Annotated in this window: 20 protein-coding genes; 7 read left to right on the top strand and 13 right to left on the bottom strand. The window is 62.0% G+C overall.

Features of this window, described 5'->3' with window-relative positions; translation table 11 throughout:
- Positions 1-46: 46 nt before the first annotated feature.
- The 7 genes from RWK44_RS09920 to RWK44_RS09890 all read right to left on the bottom strand — a co-directional run bounded on the left by RWK44_RS09920 (position 47) and on the right by RWK44_RS09890 (position 9,853).
- Complete coding sequence (locus RWK44_RS09920) at positions 47-922, bottom strand: 2-hydroxy-3-oxopropionate reductase (RefSeq protein ID WP_316028733.1); 876 nt, start codon at positions 920-922, stop codon at positions 47-49.
- Positions 919-1,713 (bottom strand): 2-oxo-tetronate isomerase, encoded by a 795-nt coding sequence (gene otnI / locus RWK44_RS09915; protein ID WP_316028732.1) that lies wholly within the window; start codon positions 1,711-1,713, stop codon positions 919-921. The genes RWK44_RS09920 and otnI overlap by 4 nt, the downstream gene beginning before the upstream one ends.
- Before the next feature lie 10 nt (positions 1,714-1,723).
- A complete protein-coding gene (locus RWK44_RS09910; RefSeq protein ID WP_316028731.1) occupies positions 1,724-3,433 on the bottom strand; it encodes an ABC transporter ATP-binding protein in 1,710 nt (569 codons plus the stop codon).
- 10 nt (positions 3,434-3,443) lie between these two features.
- The gene (locus RWK44_RS09905; protein WP_168329431.1) at positions 3,444-4,634 is read right to left on the bottom strand and encodes an ABC transporter permease; all 1,191 of its coding nucleotides are present in this window, start codon (positions 4,632-4,634) and stop codon (positions 3,444-3,446) included.
- Positions 4,635-4,644: 10 nt separating this feature from the next.
- Positions 4,645-5,631, bottom strand: coding sequence for an ABC transporter permease (locus tag RWK44_RS09900; protein ID WP_316028730.1), 987 nt, complete (start codon positions 5,629-5,631; stop codon positions 4,645-4,647).
- Between the two features lie 102 nt (positions 5,632-5,733).
- Positions 5,734-7,842 (bottom strand): family 10 glycosylhydrolase, encoded by a 2,109-nt coding sequence (locus RWK44_RS09895; protein WP_316028729.1) that lies wholly within the window; start codon positions 7,840-7,842, stop codon positions 5,734-5,736.
- An 85-nt stretch (positions 7,843-7,927) separates the two neighbouring features.
- Positions 7,928-9,853, bottom strand: a complete 1,926-nt coding sequence (locus tag RWK44_RS09890) for an ABC transporter substrate-binding protein (RefSeq protein ID WP_131666158.1) — start codon at positions 9,851-9,853, stop codon at positions 7,928-7,930.
- Positions 9,854-10,032: 179 nt separating this feature from the next.
- Here RWK44_RS09890 and RWK44_RS09885 point away from each other — a divergent pair, with 179 nt between their 5' ends.
- Complete coding sequence (locus RWK44_RS09885) at positions 10,033-11,052, top strand: LacI family DNA-binding transcriptional regulator (protein ID WP_131666157.1); 1,020 nt, start codon at positions 10,033-10,035, stop codon at positions 11,050-11,052.
- On the opposite strand, the gene RWK44_RS09880 is transcribed toward RWK44_RS09885, so the two are convergent.
- Positions 11,049-11,819, bottom strand: a complete 771-nt coding sequence (locus RWK44_RS09880; RefSeq protein ID WP_131666156.1) for a TIM barrel protein — start codon at positions 11,817-11,819, stop codon at positions 11,049-11,051. The genes RWK44_RS09885 and RWK44_RS09880 overlap by 4 nt on opposite strands.
- A 143-nt stretch (positions 11,820-11,962) precedes the next feature.
- Here RWK44_RS09880 and RWK44_RS09875 point away from each other — a divergent pair, with 143 nt between their 5' ends.
- Together RWK44_RS09875 and RWK44_RS09870 are read left to right on the top strand one after the other, a co-directional pair.
- Complete coding sequence (locus RWK44_RS09875; protein WP_131666155.1) at positions 11,963-12,751, top strand: SDR family NAD(P)-dependent oxidoreductase; 789 nt, start codon at positions 11,963-11,965, stop codon at positions 12,749-12,751.
- 176 nt (positions 12,752-12,927) lie between these two features.
- The gene (locus RWK44_RS09870; protein ID WP_077979272.1) at positions 12,928-13,392 is read left to right on the top strand and encodes an RrF2 family transcriptional regulator; all 465 of its coding nucleotides are present in this window, start codon (positions 12,928-12,930) and stop codon (positions 13,390-13,392) included.
- Position 13,393: 1 nt separating this feature from the next.
- On the opposite strand, the gene RWK44_RS09865 is transcribed toward RWK44_RS09870, so the two are convergent.
- Positions 13,394-14,521, bottom strand: coding sequence for a monooxygenase (locus RWK44_RS09865; protein WP_316028728.1), 1,128 nt, complete (start codon positions 14,519-14,521; stop codon positions 13,394-13,396).
- 157 nt (positions 14,522-14,678) lie between these two features.
- Between RWK44_RS09865 and RWK44_RS09860 the strand changes: the two genes are divergently transcribed.
- Positions 14,679-15,455 (top strand): metallophosphoesterase family protein, encoded by a 777-nt coding sequence (locus RWK44_RS09860; RefSeq protein WP_020051383.1) that lies wholly within the window; start codon positions 14,679-14,681, stop codon positions 15,453-15,455.
- Between the two features lie 29 nt (positions 15,456-15,484).
- Here RWK44_RS09860 and RWK44_RS09855 read toward each other — a convergent pair whose 3' ends face one another.
- The 3 genes from RWK44_RS09855 to RWK44_RS09845 form a co-directional block, all read right to left on the bottom strand.
- Positions 15,485-18,673: an efflux RND transporter permease subunit gene (locus RWK44_RS09855; RefSeq protein WP_316028727.1), complete on the bottom strand. Its 3,189-nt coding sequence runs from the start codon at positions 18,671-18,673 to the stop codon at positions 15,485-15,487.
- Positions 18,670-19,845, bottom strand: coding sequence for an efflux RND transporter periplasmic adaptor subunit (locus tag RWK44_RS09850; RefSeq protein WP_221952552.1), 1,176 nt, complete (start codon positions 19,843-19,845; stop codon positions 18,670-18,672). The genes RWK44_RS09855 and RWK44_RS09850 overlap by 4 nt, the downstream gene beginning before the upstream one ends.
- 262 nt (positions 19,846-20,107) lie before the next feature.
- Positions 20,108-21,652, bottom strand: coding sequence for a cation:proton antiporter (locus RWK44_RS09845; RefSeq protein ID WP_316028726.1), 1,545 nt, complete (start codon positions 21,650-21,652; stop codon positions 20,108-20,110).
- A gap of 244 nt (positions 21,653-21,896) precedes the next feature.
- Between RWK44_RS09845 and RWK44_RS09840 the strand changes: the two genes are divergently transcribed.
- Genes RWK44_RS09840 through RWK44_RS09830 form a run of 3 tightly spaced genes read left to right on the top strand, consistent with a single transcriptional unit; the run spans position 21,897 to position 25,117 of the window.
- Positions 21,897-22,361: a MarR family winged helix-turn-helix transcriptional regulator gene (locus tag RWK44_RS09840; RefSeq protein WP_020051379.1), complete on the top strand. Its 465-nt coding sequence runs from the start codon at positions 21,897-21,899 to the stop codon at positions 22,359-22,361.
- Positions 22,354-23,583, top strand: a complete 1,230-nt coding sequence (locus tag RWK44_RS09835; protein ID WP_316028725.1) for an HlyD family secretion protein — start codon at positions 22,354-22,356, stop codon at positions 23,581-23,583. Before RWK44_RS09840 ends, RWK44_RS09835 begins: the two co-directional genes overlap by 8 nt.
- Positions 23,576-25,117 (top strand): DHA2 family efflux MFS transporter permease subunit, encoded by a 1,542-nt coding sequence (locus RWK44_RS09830; RefSeq protein ID WP_316028724.1) that lies wholly within the window; start codon positions 23,576-23,578, stop codon positions 25,115-25,117. Before RWK44_RS09835 ends, RWK44_RS09830 begins: the two co-directional genes overlap by 8 nt.
- On the opposite strand, the gene RWK44_RS09825 is transcribed toward RWK44_RS09830, so the two are convergent.
- Entirely contained in the window at positions 25,118-25,735 is a 618-nt protein-coding gene (locus tag RWK44_RS09825) for a DNA-3-methyladenine glycosylase (protein WP_316028723.1), read from the bottom strand.
- Positions 25,736-25,787: the final 52 nt, after the last annotated feature.

The raw sequence follows: 25,787 nt of genomic DNA, 5'->3' as shown, positions 1-25,787 counted from the left end.
AGTCGGCAATCGAAGATGTCGTCCGGTTGTTCTAAAAAGCGTTGATCTAGTGCGGCCCTCCGGCGAGGAGTTCCAGGGTGCGGATGAGGGCGGAATGGTCGCGTTCGCCGTCGCCATTGGCGATCGCGGCATTCATCAACTGCTGCGTGGCGGCCGTGTTCGGCAGCGACAGATCGAGTGCGCGGGCGGCATCGACGGCAAGCGTCATGTCCTTGCGGTGCAAGCGGATGCGGAAGCCGGGCTCGAAGGTCTCCTTGACCATGCGCTCGCCATGCACTTCGAGGATGCGCGAGGAGGCAAAGCCGCCCATCAGCGCGGAGCGGACCTTTTCCGGATCGGCGCCGGCCTTCCTGGCAAAGAGCAGCGCTTCGGCAACCGCCTCGATCGTCAGGCCGACGATGATCTGGTTGGCGACCTTGGCCGTCTGGCCGTCGCCGCTGCCGCCGACATGAGTGATGTTCTTGCCCATCTTCTCGAAAAGCGCCTTGGCGCGTTCGAAGGCTTGCTCCTTGCCGCCGACCATGATCGTCAGCGAGGCGGCCTTGGCGCCGACCTCACCGCCGGAAACCGGGGCATCGAGATAATCGCAGCCGAGCGCCTCGATGCGTTTGGCGAAAGTCTTGGTGACGACCGGCGAGATCGAACTCATGTCGATAACAAGCTTGCCTTCCGTCAGCCCTGACGCAACGCCGTCTTCGCCGAGGAGCACCGTCTCGACGTCAGGCGTATCCGGCAGCATCAGGATGATGATATCGGAGGCCTCGGCGACGGCCTTCGCACTGGCGGCAGGTTTGCCGCCCTTGTCGACAAGATGCTGCGAGATTTCCTTCACGCGGCTCAGATGCAGCGTGTGGCCGGCGTCGATCAGGTGTTCCGCCATCGGGCGGCCCATGACGCCCAGTCCGATAAATCCGATGTTCATGCTGTCCTCGCTGACTTCAGATAGGGTTTCATCCAGTCGAGGCCTTCGCTGGTGCCGGATTTCGGCTTGTACTCGCAGCCCACCCAGCCGTCGTAGCCGAGGCGATCGAGCTCGGAGAGGATAAAGCTGTAGTTGATCTCGCCGGTGCCGGGTTCGCCCCTGCCGGGATTGTCGGCGATCTGCACATGGGCGATCTTCTCCTTCAGCCGGATGAAGGTGGGGATCAGGTCGCCCTGCATGATCTGCATGTGATAGAAATCATACTGGATATAGAGGTTGTCGGAGCCGACCCGGTCGAGGATGCGTTCGGCATCAGCGGTGGTCGACAGGAAGAAGCCGGGAATATCGCGCAGGTTGATCGGCTCGACCAGCAGCTTGACGCCGACGTCGGCACAACGCTTTGCTGCATATTTCAGATTGTCGACCAGCACCGTTTCCAGCGTTTGAATGTCCGCACCCTTCGGCACCAGGCCGGAGATGACATTCACCTGCCGGCAATCGAGCGCTGCGGCATAATCGAGCGCCAACGCGACGCCGTTGCGGAACTCCTCTACGCGGTCCGGCAGGCAGGCGATGCCGCGCTCGCCGCCGGCCCAGTCGCCTGATGGCACGTTGAAGAGCGCCTGTTTCAGGCCGCTCGCCTCCAGCGCCTCGGCGACCTTCTCCTTCGGTTCGGCATAGGGGCCGAGATATTCGAGGGCGCCGAAGCCGTCCTTTGCGGCTGCCGTGAAGCGGTCGAGAAAGGGCAGGTCCTGGTAGAGGAAGGAAAGGTTGGCGGAAAATTTCGGCACGGGATCGTCCTTAAATATTGGCAGGCGCGACGAAACGATGCCGGTGCAGCATGCGCTTGTCGCGAGGGTCGGGATTGGGAACGGCGGAGATGAGGCTCTTCGTATAGGCCTCTTCGGGAGCGGTGCAGATCTGTTCGGCCTCGCCAAGTTCGACGATTTTGCCGCGATGCATGACAGCGACACGATCGCAGAAATAACGCACGACCGAAATGTCGTGGGAGATGAAGATGAAGCTCAGGTTCAACCGCTGGCGGATATCGAGCAGCAGGTCGAGGATCTGGCTGCGGATCGAGACGTCGAGTGCCGACGTTGCCTCGTCGGCGATGATGATGCGCGGATCGAGCGCAAGAGCGCGGGCGATGCCGATGCGCTGGCGCTGGCCGCCGGAGAAGGCATGCGGATAACGCTCCATGCCCATCGGGTCGAGGCCGACCAGGCGCATCAGTTCGGCGACGCGGTCCTCCAGCGCCTTGCCCTTGGCCAGACCGTTGACAACAAGCGGATCGCCGATCACCTCCTTGACGGTCATGCGCGGATTGAGAGAGGCGAAAGGATCCTGGAAAACCAGGCGGACGTCGCGGTGGAAGGTGCGGAGTTCGCGCTTGGTGAGTTTCGTGACGTCGATCTCGCCACCGTCCCTGCCGCGATAGGTGATGCTGCCCGATGTCGGCTCGACGGTGCGCAAGATCAGGCGGCCGAGCGTGGTCTTGCCGGAGCCGCTTTCGCCGACGATACCGAGGTTTTCGCCGGGATAGAGATCGAAGCTGGCGTCGTCGACGGCGCGCAGCGTGTTTGATTTGCCATGCCAGCCATAGATCTTGCCGAGGTTGCGGACGGACAGGATCGGCTGCGGCGCCTGCGGCGAGAGCGCCACGGCGGGCTGCCCGCCTTCGACATGGTGGGTCAGCTTGACCGTCGAGGCCAGCAGTTGGCGGGTATAGGGATGCTCGGCGGCATGGTAGATCGCATCCACCGGTCCGCGCTCGACGATGCGGCCGAAGCGCATGACGGCGACATCATCGGCCACTTCGGCGACGATCCCCATGTCATGGGTGATGAGCAGCATGGCCATGCCGCGTTCGACCTGCAACCGCTTGATCAGGTCAAGGATTTCGGCCTGAGTGGTGACGTCGAGCGCCGTCGTCGGTTCGTCGGCGATGAGAATGTCGGGATTGCCGGCAAGCGCCATGGCGATCATGGCGCGCTGGCGCATGCCGCCGGAGAACTCGAAGGTGTAGCGGTCGGCCATCTTGTCTGGGTTCGGAATTTCGACCTGGCGCAGCAGTTCGATGGTCCGTTCGCGGGCGGCACGCTGATCGAGATTGCTGTGCAGGCGAACGGCCTCGATGATCTGCGAACCGATGGTGTGCACCGGCGACAGTGAACTCATCGGCTCCTGGAAGATCAGGCCGATGCGGCGGCCGCGGATGGCGCGCATTGCCCGGTCCGACGGTTTCAAGGCGGCGATATCGGTGATCCCGTCGCCATTGTTGAGCAGGATGCGGCCGGAAACGATGCTGCCCGGGCTGTCGACGATCTGCAGAAGCGAGCGGGCCGTAACGCTTTTACCGGAGCCGCTTTCGCCGACGAGGCAGAGCGTCTGGCCGCGTTTCAGCTCGAAGCTGACATTTTCGACGGCGTGCAGGATGTGGGTGCGCAGCCGGAAATCGATCGAGAGATTTTCGACGGAGAGAACGACGTCGTCTGAAAGATCGGTCATGGCTTCCTCCTCAATTGTCATAAGGGTCGGCGGCATCGCGCAGGCCGTCGCCGAAGAAATTGAAGGACAGGACTGCGACGACGACGGCGAGTGACGGCCAGATCAAGAGCCACGGCGCGGTGGCGACGGTGCGGATGTTCTGGGCGTCCTGCAGCAGCACGCCCCAACTGACGACCGGCGGCTTGAGGCCGATGCCAAGGAAGGAAAGCGAGGTCTCGGCGACGATCATGGTCGGGACGGCCAGTGTAACGACCGCAAGGATGTGGCTCGTCAGCGACGGCAGGATGTGGCGGAAGATCAGCCGGGCCTCGCTTGATCCGTCGAGCCTGGCGGCAACGACGAAATCCTCGCTGCGCAGCGCCAGGAAGCGGCCGCGCACCTCACGCGCGAGGCTGGTCCAACCGAGCAGCGAGACAATGATTGTTATGACGAAATAGACATTGACCGGCGACCATGTCAGCGGGATCGCCGCCGCCAGGCCGAGCCATAGCGGAATGGTCGGCATGGCGCTGACGACCTCAATGACGCGCTGGATCAGCGTATCGACCCAGCCGCCGTAGAAGCCGGAGATCGAGCCGAGCACGACGCCCAGGATCAGCGACATGGCGACGCCGACGAGGCCGATCGACATGGATACGCGGGTGCCATAGACGAGGCGCGAGAAGACGTCGCGGCCGAGCCGGTCGGCGCCGAGCAGATACATCGGATCGTTCTGGTTAAGGGGGCCGATCAGGTGGCGGTTCATCGGGATCAGGCCCCAGAGATCGTAGGCCGCGCCTTTGACGAAGAAGCCGATCGGCACAACCTTGGTGTCGTCGACGACGAAGGTGCGGCGCAGAGCCACCTTGTCGATCTCGACCTTGTAACCCTTCACATGGAAATTGAATTCCGAGCTGCCGTCCGGTTTTTCGACGAAGAAGCTGAAGCCCTGCGGCGGGGCATAGGTATATTGCGGCCGCGAGGTCGTCGGCAAAGCAGGCGCCAGAAATTCTGCGAAGAGGCCAACCAGATAAAGAAAGAGGATGATGGCGCCGGCCACCATCGCCACCTTCTGGCGGACCAGTTTGCCGGCGACCAGCCGCCAGGGACCGACCGCGGCGGTCGAGACGGTCTTGCCCTGTTTCAGCGGGCTGATCGAGGGGCCGTCGGCAACAGTGTGAAGCGGCCCCGCATGGCTTCCGAAGGTTTCGTGCGTGCTCATCGCGTCCCCCTCAATTGAACCGGATGCGCGGATCGAGCAGCGCCAGCAGCAGATCCGACAGCAGCATGCCGACGAGGGTGAGCGCGCTCAAAAGCAGGATGAAGCTGCCGGCGAGATACATGTCCTGCGAGATCAGCGCACGGAAAAGTAGAGGACCTGCGGTCGGCAGGTTCAGCACGATGGCCGTGATCGTCACGCCCGAGACGAGATGCGGCAGCACCCAGCCGATCGCCGAGACGAAGGGATTGAGCGCGATTCTGACCGGATATTTCAAGATGACCTTGTATTCCGGCAGACCCTTGGCGCGGGCGGTGACCACATAGGGCTTGTGCAGTTCGTCGGTCAGGTTGGCGCGCAGGATGCGGATCAGCGCCGCCGTTCCCGATGCGCCGATGATGATGATCGGGATCCAGAGATGGGCGAGGAAATCGCCGACCTTGGCGAGGCTCCAGGTCGCCTCGGCATACTCAGGCGAGATCAGCCCGCCGACGCTTTGGCCGAGATATTTATAGGCGATGTACATCAGCGTCAGCGCCAGGATGAAATTCGGTACGGCAAGGCCGATGAAGCCGAGAAAGGTGAAGACATGGTCGCCGACGGAGTGGCGGCGGACGGCAGAATAGATGCCGATCGGCAAAGCCACGATCCAGACGAAGAGCAGGCTCAACAGCGAGATCACCAGCGTCGAGCCCATGCGGCCCCAGATCAGCCCGGAGACCGGCTGGCCCCATTCGAAGGAGTAGCCGAAATCGCCGCGGCTGACGATGCCCCAGATCCATTTCAGATATTGGACGTAGAAGGGGTCGTCGAAGCCGTAGATTTCCTTCAGCCGCTCGATCTGCGCGGGATCGACGGTCTGGCCGCTGTCGCTCATCGTGGCGATCATCGACGTCAGATAGTCACCCGGCGGCAGCTGGATGATCAGGAACGAGATCAGCGACATGCCGAACAAGGTCGGTATCATGTAGAGCACGCGCTTGAAGATATAGCCAAGCATCGGAATGTTTCTCCTCCCGTCGGGAACGCTGTGACGCGCTTCCCCCGGATATCCACCCGCTTTCGGCCCTAGGCCGAAAGCGCTCCTCCGTCGCGCGTCACCTCATTTCCAGGTGAGATGCAGGACCTCCAGCCGATCGATGCCAGGCACCTCCACCTGCGCGCGGCCATTCCCGAGGCTGAAGCTTGCGGCGCGGTCGGCAACGACGAGCCACGCCTTCGCCACCGATCGGCCCTCCGGAATCTCCACCGAAACGGTCTGCGCTGCCAGAGGGTAATTGTCGCGGATCGGACCTTTCATCATCATCGGGTTGGTGAGGTTGAAGAGGCTGAGCGCCAGACCCTCACCGTTTTCGCGCAGCGCCAGATCGATGACGCCCTTGCCCTTGACGGTGAGACGCGGCGTCTTGCCGAGTGCCCAATGGACGGCGTTGGCGATGAGCCGGGCGTGGTCGACCGCAAAGACCTCCCAGAAGATCTCGCCGATGTTCCAGGGGATATAGACCGTGCGTCCGCCCTTGCCGGTCTCGCGGGCGATGACGGCAGCACCTTTCGCGGCCTCGCGCGGGTAGACCTCTTCCATCGGCAGATCGGGAAAATCGGGGACATAGAGGAAGGGCGTCTTCGCATCGGCCGACGGTTCGGCGTGGATCAGGCGGGTGCCGCCCATGATGCGTTCGGCGCCGTCGAAACCCCGATTGATCGGGTGATCGCCGGAAAGGGCGACATAGGCGTTCTTGACGATGCCGCGCGGGCCGGAGACGTATCTGGCGCCGAGCACCTCGGCCAGACCGAATTCGTCACGCTTCTTGCCGAATTCGTCACGCAGCGACGTCTCGTAAGAGGCAATGACGCTGCCGCCGCGATCGACATAGGCGCGGATCGCCGCGTTCTGCGCATCCGAAAGGCAGGAAGCGTTGGCAAGGATGATGAGCTTGAAGCGGTCGAGGTTCTCTTCGGTCAGCACCTGGTCCGAAAGCAGCTCGAAGGGCAGGCGGGCTTCGACGAGGGCGTGATAGAGACCGAGATCGTGCTTCTCGGCGGAATGCCGCTCTTCCGACGCCCAGTGGCGCAGCGTTGTCGAGGGATCGATGACGGCGATTTCGGCGGTCGGCTTCATGCTTTCCAGCACCGGCTCGACGGCTGCCTGCAGGCCGAATGCGTCGGCCACCGGCTCGACCCAGCGTTTGTCGGGCACGACACCGTTGAACTTGGTGAACCAGGCATAGAGACCGTGGGCAGTGCCGTCATTGATCCAGAGCTGCATCTCCTCGCCCGAGGTGACTGCGTCCTTCCAGCGATATTCCTCCTCCGGGCCGATCGAGGTGATCAGAACGACCGGGCGGTCGGGGAAGGTGGCGCGGATGCGCTTGCCGTTGCGGCCAGCCGACCAGCCGAGCTCGAGGCCCTTGCGGCCCTGATGGTCGACGACGAGGAAGGGGCAGTGCCTGGCGATGACCGAGAGATCGAATTCCATCAGCGAAGCGCCGCCCATGTTCGGAACGAAGCTCGCATGCGGGCGGATCGCTTTGACGGCATCGTCCCATTGCGCGATCATGTCGGTGAGCACGCGGCGGCGCCATCGCACCCAGGCCTGCCAGGCGGGATCCTCGGCATCGGGTTTTACAGGCAGGGCGTGGCCGGACATGTCCTTGAAGCGGCGGGCGCTGTCTTCGCTATAATCGACGCCGTGGCCCTGCCAGCGATTGGCGAAGACCGCATCGATATCGTATTTGCGGACGATCTCCTTGACCACCTCAGGCATGAAGACGCTGTTATAGTCGCCATAGGCATTGGTCACCCAGACATCGGGATAGGCCCAGTGGCGGCGCGGCGTGCCGTCGGCATTGATCATAACCCATTCCGGATGGGCTTTGGCGGCGTCGTCATGGATCGCATGCGGGTCGACGCGGGCCATGACATGCATGTCGAGCTTGCGGGCGGCATCGACGAGCGCGCCGAAGATATCCTTGTCGCCGAGATACTTGCTCACATAGTGGTAGGGCACTTCGCTCGGATAATAGGCGATATAGCCGCCGGCGCTGAGGCAGACCGCGTTCGATTTCGTGCGTTTGAAGACATCGATCCAGAAGGCCGGGTCGTATTTCTCCGGGTCGTCTTCCACGAAGGTCAGCTGGGTCCAGCGGGTCGCCGTCTTGAACCAGTCCGGCGTCCTCAACGTGTGGGTATTCTGTTTTCTGGCATCGAGCATCGTCTTCATCCAATCATTGGCAAAAGAAGAGCCTCGGCGCCAACCGGAGGGCTGGCGCCTGGCATGCATCATGGAGAAAAGGCCATCAGACCTTGTAGAACTGCTCCGGCATGGTCGGAGCGGGCGTCGGCCAGCCGAAGGAGTTCGGCATGATCTTCGTGATGTTCTTCATGTTGTTCTTGACGATGCCGTATCCATCAGGCGGCAGCGAGATGCCGAAGACATAGAAGTTGTCGGCGGCGCCTTGCAGGATCTGCTTCATGACCTCGCGCTGGCCTGATGCGTCGGAAGTGGCCTTCAGCTTGTCGTAGAGCGCAAGCTGGCTCTTCGTGCTTTCCGGCGGTTCCTCGGCATTGGCATTGGCGCGGTCGCGATACCAGAGTTGCCAGGCCGGGGCATACATGGCGTTGGCATCGGTCGGCACGTAATAGCGCGGGTCGAGCATGGCGGCGACGCCGCCATTTGCGCCGAACTGGTGGGCGGTCGCATCGAAATCACGGCCCTGGCGGACGCGCGTCTCCCAGAGCGAACGGTCCATCGAGCGCATCTGCGCATCGATGCCGACCGCCTGGAACATCGGGATCACCAGCTGGAAGAGATCGAGGAAGACGGCGCGCGCCTGGTCGATCTCGAAGATGATCGTCAGGCGGCGGCCTTTTTCGTCGAGGCGGAAGTTCTGGTCGTCGCGCTTCGGCACGATCTCATCGAGCATGGCATTCGCCTTGTCGACGTCATAGGCCGTGAACTGCGTGGCGAGCTGCTCATTGTAGAGCGGGTCTTCCTTCTTGATCGATGCCTGGGCAGGCGCCCCCTGGCCGACGAGCACCGCATCGATCAGCGACTGCCGGTCGAGTGCTGTCGAGAGTGCCGCACGGAAATCCTTGTTCCGGAAGAGCTTCCGCTTGGTCTCGTCATTGTGGTTCAGGTTGAAGATGAAATTCATCACATTGGCTTCAGTCGAAGTCAGCGTGTAGAAATCATAGCCGCCCTGCTCACGCGCATCGTAGAGAACCGACTTGTTGTTCGGCGTGGCGATATACTGGTCCATCAGGTCGACTTCGCCCTGCATGGCCTTCAGCAGCAAAACCTGCGGGTCGGCGACCATCTGGTAGACGATGCGGTCCATATAAGGCAGCTGGTTGCCCTCGGTGTCGACCTTCCAATAGTAGGGATTGCGTTCGGCAACGGCGCGTTCGGTGTTTTCGCCGGGCGCTATCGTGAACATCCAGGCATGCACGCACGGCTTCTTCGAGGAGTTCAGGAAGAAGGCGTTGTCGTCCTGGAAACCGGCGGCCGCCTGGAAGGAGGCGATCCAGCTTTCGAAGCCGCGTTGTTTGGCGAGTTCATCGGCCTTCGGATTGAAGTCGATGTGGAACTGCTCGAGATAATGTTTCGGCGTGCGCGTCGTCTGGTCGTTGTTTGCCCAGGCGACCTGCAGTGGGAACAGGCCGTTCGGCTTGTCGAAGATGACCTTGAAGGTCTGTTCGTCGACGATCTCCAGCTTGGCCGGCTTGCCGCCGGACTTCCAGTGATCCTGACCGACAAAGGCGACGCGCTTGTCGGTGAAAACGGTGTCGTACCAGAACTTGATGTCGGCGGTGGTGTAGGGATGGCCGTCCGACCATTTCATGCCCTTGCGCAGGCGGATCGTATAGACCTTGGAGTCGGCATCGCCCTCAAAGGACTCGGCGACATTCAGCGTCACGCCTGACCAGTCGGGGGTGTAGCGCAACAGCGGTTCATAAGCCTGGTAGCGAAACAGCATCGACAGCGACCCGCCGCCGACCAGCGCCATGTTCCAGTCGCCACCGTACTTGCCGACGCTTTCGACCGGTTTGACGACGAGCGGATTTTCAGGAAGCCGGTCCTTCAGGCCCGGCAGGGCGCCGCTCGACACCTTCGTTTTCAGGATATCCGCTTCCTTGAAGTCAGCGGCGAAAACCGGCAGGGCCGGCAATATCAGGGCGGCCGATGTCCCGGCCAGAAACGCACGTCGTTTCAGCTTGATCATAGGGGATCTCCTCCAAAAAATCCGTGCCCTTATCATTATTTTTGCTGTGGGGTTTGGATGGGGAAAAGATTACATTTGGATATTGTTAGGTAAAGCGTTATGTTTACGTTAGTGTATAATTTGCTTTACCGGCGCGATTGCTATAGCCAGCGCGCATCAATCGAACGCTGAGGTGCCACGTGGGAAGCAGGGGCCGGGTTACATTGCAGACGATCGCGCGGGAGGTCGGCCTGTCGAAATATGCGGTCTCGCGCTCGCTTGCCGGCAAGAGCGGCGTCAGCGAGGAAACGCGCGCGCTGATCCGCGAGACGGCGCAGCGCCTCGGCTATACCAAGCCCGCCGGGCAGGGCTCCACCGGCGAGGTCGCGGTTGTCTTTCACGATCTCGATGCCGTCAACAGTGAGCTCTATATGCAGGTGCAGAACGGTGTGCAGCGCGAGGCTCATCGGCTTGGCATGACGCTGCGCGTACGCTGGACCCATGATTCCGGCCAGTTGGAGGAGCTGGCGCGCACTTGCGATGGGCTGATGCTCGTCGGTCCGCATGCCCGTGAGGCCGTGGCGGCGGTAAGTGCCACCGGCGTTCCGATCGTGCGTTTCGGCTGGGTCGATGCGCTCGAACAGATCGACCATGTCGGCGGCACCGACCATGAGGCAGGGCAGGCGGTGGTGGAGTATCTGGTCGGGCTCGGCCATCGGTCCATTGTTTACGTCTATGGCATGCCAGGCCTGCGGGGGCGCCAAGAGCGGCACTACGGTGCCCGCGAAATCGCCGAACGCTATCCTGACGTTGCGCTTCATGTTATGCAGTTCGACGAAGAGAATGGCTTCAGCGCGGCCTTCCGAGCGCTCGTGGAAAAAGGCATCCGGCCGACGGCTTTTTTCTGCGCCCATGACGGGCTGGCACTGACCGTGGTTTCCGAGCTGCTCGGTCAAGGATATCGCATTCCCGACGATATTTCGGTCGTCGGCTTCGGCGACTACTCGCCGGCAACGCAGATCTCGCCGGCGCTGACGACGGTGAGGATGGAGGGGCAGGAATGCGGGGCGGTCGGGCTGCGGCTTTTGCTCGAGCGCATCGAGAATCCACGCCTGCCGGGCATGCCGGCGCGGCGTATCATGATTGCCTCGCGCATTATCGAGCGCCGCTCGGCCGGACCCTGCAAGGCGGCGGCGAGCGTCGATGCCGCCGAGGTTTAACCGCCGAGCGAAACAATCGCAGCCTTGACTGCGTCCGCGCCGGGCCTGGTCGGCCGGTATTCCAGACCGACGGCGCCGTCGTAACCGTTGGCAAAGATCCAGCCGAGGCGTCGGGCAAGGTCAATATTGCCGGAGCCCGGTTCGTTGCGGCCAGGGTGATCGGCGACATGGACGTGTATGATACGGTCGAGACGGCCGTTCAGCACCTCCTCGGTGCGCTCGTCCATCACGGCGGAATGGTAGATGTCGTAAACGATCCCGATCTCGGGGCGGGCGACGTCATCGATGATGTCGAGACCTTCGCGGGTCGAATCGAGGAAATAGCCGACATGGTCGATGCGGATGTTGAGCGGCTCGACGCCGAGACGGACACCGCTGCCTTTGAGGATATCGGCGCCGGCTCTCAGCGTTTCGGTGAGCGCCCGGCGCTGTTCTTCGCGGGTCAAGCCTGAGAGATCGTCGCCCGCTTGGGCAATCAGCACCGGCGCGCCGAGACGCTTGGCGACAGCGACGGATTCGGCAAGGCCTTTCAGCCAGGCCTGCCGGTTGGCGGCGTCGGTCAGCGCGATCATCGGTTCGGCGACGAGGCTGGAGACGGCAAGGCTGGTTTCCTTCAGCGCCGCCTCGATCGCATCCAGATCCTTGTCGGTCCAGCGCCAGAATTCGATCGCCGTCAGGCCGGCCGCATGGGCGCGGCGGATGCGATCGGGAAAGCTGTCGCCCTCTTCGGCAAACAGCCACTCTATGCAGGCTGAATAACGTCGCATGAAAACTCCTCCCATCTGTTGATGCAGGCATGCGACAGATCGGCGCCTGCCGCAAGCGGTGTTCGGGCGCTTGACGCCCGGGGTTCATTGGCGGAACACTCAGCACATCAGGCCGGGATCTCCGGCCGTTTGCGGAGGAAGACATGGATCTCGGATTGAAGGGAAAGACTGCCGTCATAACAGGTGCGTCGGTCGGCATCGGGCTGGCGATCGCCGAGGGGCTGGCGGCTGAGGGCGTCGACCTCGTGCTGGCAGCACGCGGCGGCGATCGGCTCGAGGCGGAAGCCGCCCGTATCGCCAAGAAGTACGGCGTCAGCGCCGCCGCTGTCGCGGCCGATGTGGCGACGGTTGCGGGAACCGAGGCGATCATCGCGGCGGCGGCCGAAAAAGGTGGCGCCGATATCCTCATCAACAATGCCGGCACCGGATCGAACGAGACGGTGATGGAGGCGCCCGACGAGAAGTGGCAGGACTATTGGGACCTGCATGTGATGGCCGCCGTGCGGCTGGCGCGCGGCATCGCGCCGCAGATGAAGCAACGCGGCGGCGGGGTGATCCTGCACAATGCCTCGATCTGCGCCGTCCAGCCGCTCTGGTACGAGCCGATCTACAATGTCAGCAAGTCGGCGCTGATGATGTTTTCGAAGACACTTTCGACCGAGCTCATCAAGGACAATATCCGCGTCAACTGCGTCAATGCCGGTCTGATCCTGACGCCCGACTGGATCAAGACCGCCAAGCAATTGACGGCGGAAACCGGCGGCAACTGGGAAGGCTACCTGCAGAGCGTCGCCAACGAGCACGCCGCCTCCAAACGCTTCGGCACACCAGAGGAGCTGGCAAACGTCTTCGTCTTCCTGAGTTCGGAGCGCGCGAGCTATTGCATCGGCTCGACCTATTTCGTCGATGGCGGCATGCTGAAGACGATCTGACCGAGGCTGCAGGCAGGGCGCGCGGCGGCCGGTCTTTCTCGAGGCTGCCGGGCGTTTCTGTGGACGTTGCCGATACAAGCTATATATAATAGCTATTTTGTTGTATGTTCACGCTTTTGACGCTATTTGCCTGCTATTGGCAGGATAAATACTGCGATTTCTACAAGGCGACGACGATGCTGACGAAAAAGGGAAAATACGGGCTGAAGGCGCTGGTCGACCTGGCGCGGCTGGCGCCGGGTGAGACCGCCTTCATCAACGACATCGCGGCCCGCAACAATATCCCGAAGAAGTTTCTCGACACGATCCTGCTCGAACTGCGCAATGTCGGCATCCTGCGCTCGAAGAAGGGACCGGGCGGCGGCTATTCCCTGTCGCGGCCGGCAACCGAAATCCGCATCGGCCATGTCATCCGCACGCTCGACGGGCCCTTAGCGCCGATCCGCTGCGCCAGCCGTACGGCTTACGAGGCCTGCGACGACTGTGCCGATCCGGAAACCTGTCAGGTGCGGCGCTCGATGACCGAGGTTCGGGACGCGATCGCCGCCATTCTCGACAATATGACCCTCGAGCAGTTCGTCGCCGACGGCGGCCGCATCGACGGCACCAAGGAACAATTCCCGATCTCCGCCGCCAGTTGAATTAGGTCCTCCCAGGCTCTGACATATATTCGCCTGCGATGTGCAGCAACTTATCCCGCGCCAGCGATAGCGCGTGAATGCGGGCATTGCGCCAATGGCGGTCGAGATTGAGGCCGATGCCCGCGGATGTTTCCCCTGCAAGTTCGAACAGCGCATTTGCGGTGTCGAGCGCCGTTTCCCCGGCAAGAATTACGGCCGCCGAGGCGGAGAAATGTGCGTCCGCCATCGCGGCCTCCACAGGATTGACCTGGGCAATGTCGAGTTTGCGGCCAGCCCGTTCCAAGGCTGCCGCCGCCATTTCGATGCGGATGGCGCGTTCGCCGATCTGGGGAAGGACGGTCGTGCTGCGATCGCCAATTGCGGTCATCAGGTCGCTCCATGCGGCCCGGGCGATGCCCAGGCTGACGCCCGCCTTGAGCAGCAGGCCGAGCGAGATGCCGGTCGAATGTCCGGAGGAGGAAGCAGGCGCAATCGCATCGGCATCGACATGAAGCGTTCCGACGATCGCCGTCGCCGATCCATTGGTGCGCTGGCCGAAGCCGTCCCAATCATCGACCACCTGCACGCCTTCTTCACCGCGTGCGAGGTAGAGCGTCACCGGGCGGCTGGGAGGAGCGGTGGCGGCAGCGGCAATCCAGTCGGCGAATAGAATACCGGGCGCCTGCCACGTGCGCCCGCTCAGGCGGTTGCCTGGACCTTCGGCAGTCAGTTCGGTCCCGTCGGTGAAGGCGGCGCCCGCGAAGCTGTCGCCGAGCAGCACACGGGCAAACAGCGATGCCTTCAAATCCTCGGAAGCTTGAATGCGGAGCGTTTCCAGCGCAGAAAAATGACTTTCCAGCGCCTCGCCGATCGAGGCATCGCCCTCGGCGATGATCGCAACGATTTCGGCGAGCAGGGCGTTCGACACGTCGAGCCCTTCATGGTCTGGCGGAACAGTGATTGCCGTCAGCCCCGATACAGACAGCGCATCAAGCTCGGCAAAGGGCAGGATGCGGTTGATATCACGCTCGCTCGCCTGATGCCGGAATGCGGCGGCGAGGTCGCGGGCCGTGGATATCGCCTCCTCTTCGCTTTCGATGCGATGCGCGGGAGGCCTGAGGCTCTGATGAAACTGCGATACCGTTCCCATCGGTCACTCTTTTCTCGACGGATACAGGAGTGAGGGATTGCCCCTCGAATGATAAGGCCGGTTTTTCTACAAAACCCGAATGGTTTGGATTTTCTTACCAGCTTGATTGCCTTGTCCTTTACTCTACTTAGGGTGTGGGGCTTCCTTGAGAAATATGATGAGCGACTCTCGTGCTCGCAACAGCGAGGTTTCGAAAATGGCACGCCAGCCGAGACCGCGTCTGACGCTGGATATTGCCGCTATCCCAACCTATGCGATCGGCGATATTCACGGCCGGTACGACCTGCTTGTGAAAGCCGAGGAGGCGATCCTGCGTGACGGCGCGCGGCTGCCCGGGCGAAAGCTGATCGTCACGCTCGGCGACTATATCGACCGCGGCCCGGAATCGGCACAGGTCATTGCCCATCTGATGGAGCCGCCGCCGGACGGATTCGATCGCATCTGCCTTGCCGGCAATCACGAAATCGCCATGCTCGACTATATCGACGGCTGGGCCTCCTATGATGATTGGATGCAGATGGGGTCGGCGGAGCTGCTCAAATCCTATGGCCTCGATCCGGAGCATCTGCCACTGATCTTCCCCTCCGGCGCGAAGCTCGATGCCTTCATTCGTCATTCGTTGCCGCGGACGCATATCGATTTCATGCGGGCAATGCCGGTCATGCTGGAGACGCCTAGCGTGATTTTCGTGCATGCCGGCATCAATCCGAAGTTGCCGCTCGGCAAGCAGACGGACGAGGATCTGGTCCTCATCCGCCAGCGGTTTCTCGAAAGCCGGGTGCCGTTGCCCAAACTCGTCGTTCACGGTCATACGCCGAATGATGAACCCGACATACGGCCGAGGCGGCTCAACATCGATACGCGCGCCTATCGCAGCGGCAAACTCACCGTCGCCCGCTTGTGGCAAGGCCGAGTGCATCTGTTTTCGACCTGACTTCCGTTTCCTCAGCCGGTGGGGTCGTCTCAGACGACCCCTTCCTCGACCGGTTCTGTCTTCGCTGGTTCTACAGTGGCCGGCCGGTTACGGCGCCAGCCGCGTAGCACGACGTAGAAGACCGGCGTCAGGAACAGGCCGAAGATCGTCACGCCGAGCATGCCCGAGAAGACGGCGGTGCCAAGCGACTGGCGCATTTCGGCGCCGGGGCCGGTGGCGATGGCAAGCGGCAGAACACCGAAGATGAAGGCGAATGCCGTCATCAGGATCGGGCGCAGGCGAAGATGGCTGGCCTCGATGGCCGCCTCCACCGGTGACTTGCCCTCGTCTTCCGCCTGCCTGGCGAACTCGACGATCAGAATGGCGTTCTTGGCCGCAAGGCCGATCAGGACGATCAGGCCGATCTGGGTCAGGACGTTGTTGTCCATTCCCCTCAGCGAGACCCCGATCAGCGCCGCAAGCACCGCAAGCGGGACGATGAGAATGATCGCGAGCGGCAGAACCCAGCTTTCATATTGTGCCGCCAGCGCCAGGAAGACGAAGACGACGGACAGGGCGAAGATGTAGATGGCGGTGTTGCCGGTGTGGGTTTCCTGATAGGCGAGTTCCGTCCATTCGAAGGTCGTCCCCTGCGGCAGGATCTTGGTCGCCAGCGCCTCCATCTTGGCGATGGCATCGCCCGTCGACGTGCCCGGCGTCGGATTGCCCTGAAGCGGCACCGAGACGTACATGTTGTAGCGCTGGACAAGCGCCGGGCCGCTGGCATCCTGGATGTCCATCAAGGTTCCAAGCGGAACCAACGCGCCGGTCGCCGAGCGGACCTTCAGGGCAAGGATGTCTTCCCGGTCCATGCGATATTGCCGGTCGGCCTGGGCGCGAACCTGGTAGACGCGGCCGAAAGCATTGAAATCGTTAACGTAAGCGACGCCGAGATTGATGGAAAGGGCGTTGAAGATATTGGGGATCGGCACATTCAGGAAGCGCGCCTTGTCGCGGTCGATCGCCAGGAAGTATTGCGGGCTGGCATCCGAAAATGTCGTAAAGACGCCGGTCAGCCCCTCGGTCGTTGCCGCCGCACCCATCATCTGCCGGGCGAGGCCGAGGACGCGCGTCATGTCGGCGTTTTCGAGATCGGAAATCTGCATCTTGAAGCCGCCGGAATTGCCGACGCCGCGCACGGATGGCGGTGGGATGGCGATGATGAAGGCTTCCTGGATGCTTTGCAGTTTGCCGTAAAGCTCGCCGATGATCTTGTTGGCGTTCTCTCCGCCTTCTTCACGTTCGGCAAAGGATTTGAACGGGACGAAGACGACGCCGGCATTTGAGGCATTGGTGAATGTCGCCCCGCTGAAGCCGGCAAATTGCACGGCATTGCCGACGCCGGGGACAGTGCGGGCGATATCGCCCACCTGTTTGACGACGGCGTCGGTACGCGCAAGCGAGGCTCCATCAGGCAGCTGTATGACGATGATGGCGTAACCCTGGTCCATGGTCGGGATAAAGCCCGCGGGAACTTTCGTGCCCATATACCAGGTTGCTCCGAGCAGGCAGACGAACGTGACCATCGCGGCTGTCAACCCAATCCAGCTGCTGACCAGATGCCGAACGGTCCATGAATAGCCGGAGCTCAGCCGATCGAATCCATGGTTGAAGCCGTTTGCCAGCCCTCTTCCCAGACGGGATGCGACATTCGTGCGCTTGGTTTTATGGTCATGAGTCTTCAGCAATATGCCTGCGAGGGCAGGCGAAAGCGTCAGGGAATTCAATGCGGAAATTGCGGTGGTGACAGCGATCGTGACCGCGAACTGTCGGTAGAACTGGCCGGAGATGCCTGGAATGAAGGCTGTCGGTACGAACACGGCGATCAGTACCAGGGAGATGGCGACGACGGCGGTTCCGACTTCGTCCATCGTGACATGGGACGCCTGCTTCGGCGTCATCCCGCGCGCCAGATTGCGCTCGACGTTTTCCACCACCACGATCGCGTCGTCGACGACGATACCGATTGCCAGCACGAGGCCGAATAGGGTGAGCATGTTGAGCGAAAAGCCGAACGCCAGCAGAACGGCGAAGGTGCCGATCAGCGATACCGGGATGGCAATGATCGGAATGATCGCGGTTCGCCAGGATTGCAGGAAAACGAGAACGACAATCGCCACCAGGATGGCCGCTTCGGCGATAGTTCGATAGACCTCGGTGATCGAATCCGAGATGAATTCGGTCGTGTCATAGACGATGCGATATTCCAGGCCTTGAGGAAAATTCTGCGAGAGGTCCTTCATGATGGTCTGGACCTGATGGGCGGTGTCCAGGGCGTTGGTTCCCGGCCGGGCGAAGATGCCGAGAGCAACCGCGGGATCGTTGTTGAGATAGCTGTTGGTGACGTAATCCTGTGCACCGAGCTCGATGCGGGCGACATCCTGCAATTGCACGAGCCGGCCCGATGTCGTCGATTTCACAATGACATATCGGAATTCGCGCACGTCGGAGAAGCGTCCGTCCGTTCGCACCGTATATTCGAACGCATTCTTGCCGGTGACGGGTGGGGCCCCGATCTTGCCGCCTGAAACCTGGACATTCTGATCTCTCAGCGCAGCGACGACGTCGTCGGATGTCATCCCGTAGGCGGAGAGCTTTTCCGGGTCCAGCCAGATTCGCATCGAATACTGGCGCTCGCCGAAGAGCTGCACGTCGCCGACGCCGTCAAGGCGAACGAGAACGTCGCGAATGCGGTTGCGGGCATAGTTCGAGACGTAAAGCTGGTCATAGCGATGCGACGGCGACAGCAGGTGCACCACCATCATCAGATCAGGCGAGCTTTTGTCGGTGGTGACGCCAAGCCGCTGGACTTCCTCGGGAAGACGGGGAAGGGCGATGGAAACGCGGTTCTGGACAAGCACCTGGACCTTGTCGAGATCGGTGCCGAGCTTGAAGGTGATCGTCAGCGACATGGCGCCGTCGGCGCTGGAGTAGGATGACATGTAAAGCATGTCTTCGACGCCGTTGATCTGTTGTTCAAGCGGCGTCGAAACGGTATCGGCGATCGTCTGCGGGTCGGCACCCGGATAAGAGGTGCGCACGACGATGGTCGGGGGTGCGATCTCGGGATACTGCGATACCGGCAATTGCGTATAGGCAATGCTGCCGACGACGAGAAAAAGGATCGAGATGACCGCCGCAAAGATCGGCCGGTCTACGAAAAAATGAGCAAATCTCATTGTCCGTTCTCCGCGCCGGCGGTTTCGGGCGCAGTGTCCTGCCGTTCCGGCGGCAGTTCGGTCATCTGAGGCGTGATCTTTGCACCCGGCCGGGCGCGCATCAGGCCGTTGACGATGATCGTCTCGGTGCCGTCGAGGCCCTCGCGTATGACGCGGTAGCCATAGAGCCGCGGTCCGGGCCTTACGGGCTTGGTCGACACCGTGCCGTCTTCGGCGACGACATAGACGACGCGCTCATTCTGGTCCGAGCCGATTGCCTCGTCGGGGACGAGAATGGCCTGGTAGGTGTTGGAGGCTTCGACCTGTATGCGACCGAAGAGGCCGGGCTGAAGGACGAGATCGGGGTTGGGGAAGCGGGCACGCAGACGAATGGTGCCGCTCTCATTGTCGACCCGGTTCTCGGCGAAATCGAGCTTTCCCTTGAATGGTTTGGCATTGGGATCCGAGATCGTGACGGATACATCCAGGCCGCCGCCACCCTGCTGAAGATCCTTGCCCAGTTTGCGCGCCGTGTCGGCGAAATTCAGCAGGCGGCGCTCATCGACGTCGAAATAGAAATCGATCGGGTCGAGCGAAACAATAGTCGTCAGCACAGTCTGATCGGTCTGCACCAGGTTGCCGGCCGAGATTAGCCGGCGGTCGATGCGGCCGCTGAGTGGCGCCTTAATCTCGGTATATTCCATGTCGAGAGACGCGCGATCGGCTGCGGCCTGTGCGCCGCGGACATTGGCCTCGGCCGAATCGAATTCGCGGCGGCGATCATCCAGCGTCTGCGCCGACTGGCTGCCGCTCGAAGCAAGAGATTGCGTGCGCTTATACTGCGCATCGGCAAAGACCAGGGTGGATTGCGCCGATTCGAGTGTCGCCTTTGCCTGATTGAGCGCGGTTACGAACGGCCGCTGATCGATGACGAAGAGCAGGTCGCCCTGCTTGACCAATGCGCCGTCCTGAAAATGGATTTCCTGCAGGTAACCACCGACGCGCGAACGAACGGAGACTTCGTCGACCGGCTCGAACCGGCCGATGAACTCGTCGCTATCGATGACATCGCGAACGACCGGCTTGGCGACGGTGACGGGTGGGGGCGGCGGGGCGCTCTGGGCCAGCGCGGGGAGGGGCATGAATGCGGCGATACAGCAAAGCACCACCATCTGTCGAAGCGCGTAAGTCATACCGGTCCTCCAATCTCGACGGCCGATTCACTGCCGCCAACCTCAAGATGAAGTGATGTTATTCATGTCTTGCTGCTTTGACCGAGGGTCTCTGCCCCCGTGATTTCCCCGGCGTTCAATCCCTTGGAAAAGGAAGGCCGGCACGCAATGCACATCAGAAAAATCGTAACCCTATGGAATTGGACTATAAACGGCAGCGGCGAAAAATTGCAAATGCCAATTGGTAACGATTCCGGAATCCATCAAAACGTCACAGAGGGCATCAGCTCTCGACGATCTCGTCTCTGCCGGGTTGCAGAGCGGCGAGTTCGGCCCAGTCGAGTTCCTGTTCCAGCATGTGAAAGACATCATCGTCAATCTCGTTGGCGCGGCGCATCGCTGCCAATCTTCGGCGTTTCGCGACGATGACGTTGCGGCGCTGCTTGTCGAGCCTGCTGACCTCGCGCGGGTGTTTTCCGTCAGCGGCGATTTGGCGCTCGGAGGTGTAGACGTCGCGCAGGATGCGGGTGGATTTGTCCTCGCCGCCGGCGAGTTCGGCAAGGGCCGCATCGATCAACGTGACGCGGGCTCTGGCGAGGTCGCGGTCCAGGGAGGTGTCCGGGTCGAATTTCAGGTAACGGATCAGTGGCCCGAGCGTCAGGCCCTGGACGATGAGCGTGCCGAGAACGACGGCGAGCGCGCTGAGCAGGATGATATCGCGATCGGGAAAATCGATCGGCAAAGCGAGCGCAGTTGCCAGCGTGACGAGGCCGCGCATGCCGCACCAGCCGGCAAGCAGGCTGGTGGCGAAGGTCGGAACGGCTTGTGTCGTGCGTCCGCGCGCGGCGAGAAAGTTGATGACGCGGTTATAGAAGAGCACCCAGGCCAGGCGGACGACGATGACGGTGACGAAGACCATGGCGGCGAAGGTGATCGCGAAATTCAGGCGGCCGGGATCGAGGTCGAGGACGATCTGGCGGGCCTGCAGGCCCATCAGCAGGAAAGCGAGGACGTTGAGCAGAAAGACCGCGGCTTCCCAGACCGAATAGGAATGAATGCGGTGGCGAGCCGTCTGCCGCTCGGGCATGTAACGGGCGATCACCATCGCATAGACGACGATCGCCAGAATTGCCGAAAGATGCAGCCGCTCGGCGATGATCCACGTGCCGAAAGTGGCGACGAATTCGAGCAAAGTGCCGCCGAGCGTGCCGGCGAGCCTCAGGCCGACGACCATGTAGAGACGGCCCAGGAGATAACCGAGGATGAGGCCGCCAGGCACGGCGAGCGCCAGCTCCGCCAGGGCGCCGGCGAAGAAGGTGGGGCTTGCGGCGGCTGCCACCGCGGCGCTGAAGATCAGCAGCGCGACGGCGTCGTTCAGGAGGCTTTCACCCTTCAGGATCACATAGGTCTGGCGCGGCAGGGTGAAGCGGTCGAGCATGGCGGTGGCGGCCGCCGCATCCGGCGGCGCGACGATGGCGCCGAGTGCGACGGCTGCGGCAAGCGGCAGGCCGGCCATCGTCACGCTGACGGTAGCGACGGCTGCGGCCGTCACGATCACGGCGATGGCGGCGAGCGAGAACAGCGGCAGCCAGTTGCGTCTCAATGTCCTCGGCGGCAAATCGTAGGCGGCGTCGAAGAGCACGGGCGCGATCAGCAGCGCCAGCGCAAGTTCGGGATCGATCGCGACTTCGGGCGCCCAGGGCACGGCCGCAACGATGACGCCAGCGATCGCCAGCATTGTCGGATAGGGAATCCGGAACTTCCTGGAGAATTGCAGAAAGACGATCGCCACCAGCAGCAGCGTCAGCATGCTTTCGAAGAACGCCATCGAGCTCCCCAATGCGCGCCTCCGGCGGAGGCTGTTCCTGCCACAGAATTAGGGCGGAGCTGGGCTGCGGCTACCGACTGGTGCTCGTAAACGGCGAAAGGAGAAACTGCGGATATGCTTGACCCGGTCTGCGGCATTTTAGCCGCCATTGCTGAAACCGCCGTCCATGCCCTTGTGCAGTGCACATGCTCAATATATCTACCAATATTATAAGGGTGCTTATAAATAACGGTCACAGGTTTTCATGAACGCCACTCCGACCCTCGGTTTCCTTCTCCACGACGTCGCACGGCTGCTGCGCAAGCGGTTCGAGCAGCGCGCGAAGTGCCTTGGGCTGACCCGGTCGCAATGGCAGACGCTTGCCTATCTCTCGAATAACGAAGGTATCCATCAGGGTGGCCTTGCCGAAATCCTCGAAGTCGAGCCGATCACGCTGGTGCGCATTCTCGACAAGCTCGCCGAGCGCGGGCTGATCGAGCGCCGCCAGCACCCGACCGACCGGCGTATCTGGATGCTTTATATGCGCGACGAAGCGCACCCGCTGCTTGCCGAAATGCGCGAGCTCGGCGACACCACCCGCGCGGAAGCGCTGCAAGGTGTTCCGGCCGAGCAGCGCGAGCAGCTTTTCCACATCCTATCCGTAATGAAGACGAACCTGGTTCAGGCATGCCGGAGCCCGGTTGACGAGAATGAGACGAACGATGGCTGATCAATCTCCCCTCCGCGTCGTTGCCGACGCCAATGCCAAGACCGAGACCCCTGTCGAAGAAAACGAAGCGAAACAGCAGGAAACGGTAGCCGAAGCGCCTTCATCCAATTCAGCGCCGGCTGCCGCCGTGGCTGCGCCTGGCGGCAACAAGGTCCGCCGCCGGCGCAGTCTCACGCGGCCGATCCTGTTTGCCCTGCTGCCGGTGGCGCTCGTCGTCGGCGGTTATTATTACGTCAATGGCGGCCAGGTGATGTCGACCGACAATGCTTATATCCAGGCCGACATGGTAGGGCTCACCACCGATGTTTCGGGCATCGTCGACCAGATCAACGTGCATGAGAACGAGGCGGTCAAGGCGGGGCAGGTGCTGTTCAGCCTGCGGTCGGATTCTTTCAAGATCGCGCTTGACGGCGCCAAGGCGCAGCTCGGCGCGCAGCGCAACCAGATCATGAATCTCAAGGCCAGCTATCAGCAGTCGCTTGCCGAGATCACCCAGGCGCAAGCCGATCTGCCCTATTATCAGGATCAGTTTGACCGGCAGCAGAACCTCGTCAACAACGGCAGCGCGACGCAGTCGGCCTATGACGAAGCCAAGCACAATCTGGAAGCCGCGCAGCAGAAGGTTGCCGTCGCCAAGGCGGAAGCCGCAACGACGCTCGCCCAGCTCGGCGGCAATGCCGACCAGCCGATCGAGGAAAACCCGCTCTACCTGCAGGCCAAGTCGCAGGTCGACAATGCTCAGCGCGAACTCGACCACAGCGTCGTCAAGGCGCCGTTCGACGGCATCGTCACCAATGTCAACGCGCTGCAGGTGGGCTCCTACCTGCAGGCTTCGCAGCAGGCCTTCTCGCTTGTTGCCACCAACCGTCTCTGGATCGCCGCCAGTCCGAAGGAAACCGAGCTTACCTACGTCAAGCCCGGCCAGACGGCCGAGATCTATGTCGACACCTATCCCGGCGTGACATGGAAGGGCAAGATCGAGAGCATCAGCCCGGCCTCCGGTTCCAGCTTCTCGCTGCTGCCGGCGCAGAACACCACGGGCAACTGGGTGAAGGTCGTGCAGCGCATTCCGATGCGCGTCAGCATCGAGGACGCCGACGGCAAGCCGCCGCTGCGCGTCGGCATGAGCACGGTGGTCGATGTCGAGACCGGTCATGCCCGCGGCCTGCCTGATTTCGTCAACAAGCTTCTGGGCCGGCCTCAGGGCAAGGATCATGAGTAACGCTCCCGCTTCTCTGGCGACGCCGATCGCCAATCGCGGTGCGATCACGGCCTGCGTCATTCTCGCCGTTATCATGCAGGCGCTGGACACGACGATCGCCAACGTGGCGCTGCCCTATATCCAGGGCAGCGTGTCGGCCTCTGCCGACCAGATCAACTGGGTGCTGACCTCCTATATCGTCGCGGCGGCAATCATGACGCCGCCGTCGGGCTTTCTCGCCGCCAAGTTCGGCCGCAAACGCGTGCTGCTCGTCGCCATTGCCGGCTTCGTGGCGGCCTCCATTCTCTGCGGCCTGGCGCAATCGCTGAACCAGATCGTCGCCTTCCGTCTGCTGCAAGGCCTGTTCGGGGCATCGCTGGTGCCGCTTTCCCAGGGCATCCTGCTGGATATCTATACGGTCGAGGAGCGCGGCTCGGCCATGGCCCTTTTCGGCGTCTCGGTCATGGTCGGGCCGGTGCTTGGGCCTGTCATCGGCGGCTGGCTGACCGACAATATCAGCTGGCGCTGGGTGTTCTATATCAACGTGCCGATCGGCGCGCTGGCCTTCATGGGCATCGTCGTCTTCGTCACCGAGACCAAGAGGGATCTGCTGGCCAAACTGGACTGGTTCGGTTTCGGGATGATGAGCCTCGGCATCGCCGCGCTGCAGCTGTTCCTCGACCGCGGCGAGCAGCTCGACTGGTTCTCTTCCGGTGAGATCATGCTCGAGGGGTTGATCTGCGCCTCAGCCTTCTATCTGCTGATCGTGCATACGCTGACGGCCGAGAAATCCTTCGTGAACCCGAAGCTGTTCCTCGACCAGAACTTCTCGATCAGCATGATCTTCATCTTCGTGGTCGGCATTACCTATCTCGCCTCACTGGCGCTGATGACGCCCTATCTGCAGACGCTGATGGGCTATCCCGTCATCACAGCGGGCATCGTCATGGGGCCGCGTGGGCTCGGCACCATGCTCTGCATGTTCATCGTCGGGCGGCTGGTCGGCAAGGTCGATACGCGCGCGCTGCTGGCGCTCGGCTTGGGGCTCACTGCATGGGCGATGTACGACATGACCGGCTGGACACCCGACGTCTCGCAATGGACGATCGTCTCGGTCGGCTTCATCCAGGGCGCCGGCCTCGGCTTTCTGTTCGTGCCGCTGACGACGATCGCCTTTTCCACGCTGCCCGCCCATATGCGCGGCGACGGCACCGGTCTCTACAACCTGTCGCGAAACATCGGCTCGGCGGTCGGCATCTCGATCGTCTCGGCGCTGATCGTCGAGAACACGCAGAGCAATCATGAATCGATCGCGGCCTATGTGACGCCGTTCAACCACGCCTTCAATGCGGTGGCTGCGCAGGGGCTCAGCCCGGTGACAGCGGCCGGCCGCGCCTCGCTCAACGAGATCATCACGCTGCAAGCGACGATCATCGCCTATATGGACGATTTCAAGCTGCTGATGCTGATGTCGCTTGCGGTCATTCCGCTGGTGCTGCTGCTGCGCAAGCCGAAGGCAGCACCCGCCGTCGACCACAGCGCCGTCATGGAATGATCAGCGGAACGGCTTGCTGAGATACCGAGATCCCTGAATGCCGAAGCGCCATGGTGCTTCGGCATTTTTCGTGATTCCGATGCGTTTTCCCGAAACGATCGGCACTGGGGCCGACGGCGTGATCGCATAGGGCGGGTGATCGAGCAGCCGGTCATTGATCGCGATATCGATGCCGAGCGCCTGGCAGAGCTTGCCGGGACCGCTGCAGAGCGACGTCAGCATATCGGTGCCGCGCCGTTCGATCATCGCAGAAATTCCCGTTTCCGGTTCCAGGGCGCGGATGAGTGCAGCCGAGCCCGGATGGCAGACGAAATTCAGGCACCAGTACATGCCGTAGATGCGGTAAATATAGACATTGCCCGGTTTGCCGTACATGGCGACGTTGCGCTTGGTCGGGCCGCGGAAGCTGTGCGAGGCCTCGTCGTCGGGGAAATAGGCTTCGGTCTCGGTGATGCGTCCGCCGACGCCGTCCACGGTCAGATGGCAGCCGAGCAGGTCGCGTGAGACGACGATCGCATCGCGCTCAAAAAACGTCCTGAGGCTTTCGCCGGTGAGCGTGCCGGTGCCGATCGCACCTGATATCGTTCCACCATCGGTCATGGCCGACGCAGATAACATTCAGCGCGCTCGCCGTCATCCCGAAACCGCTTCATGTTTTTCGGCCACGGAC

Source organism: Rhizobium sp. 25PS6 (assembly GCF_032464655.1).
GTDB classification, from domain to species: Bacteria; Pseudomonadota; Alphaproteobacteria; order Rhizobiales; family Rhizobiaceae; genus Rhizobium; species Rhizobium laguerreae.
The sequence above is the reverse complement of the archived record's forward strand: the minus strand, read 5'-3'. Positions and strand labels throughout refer to the sequence as shown.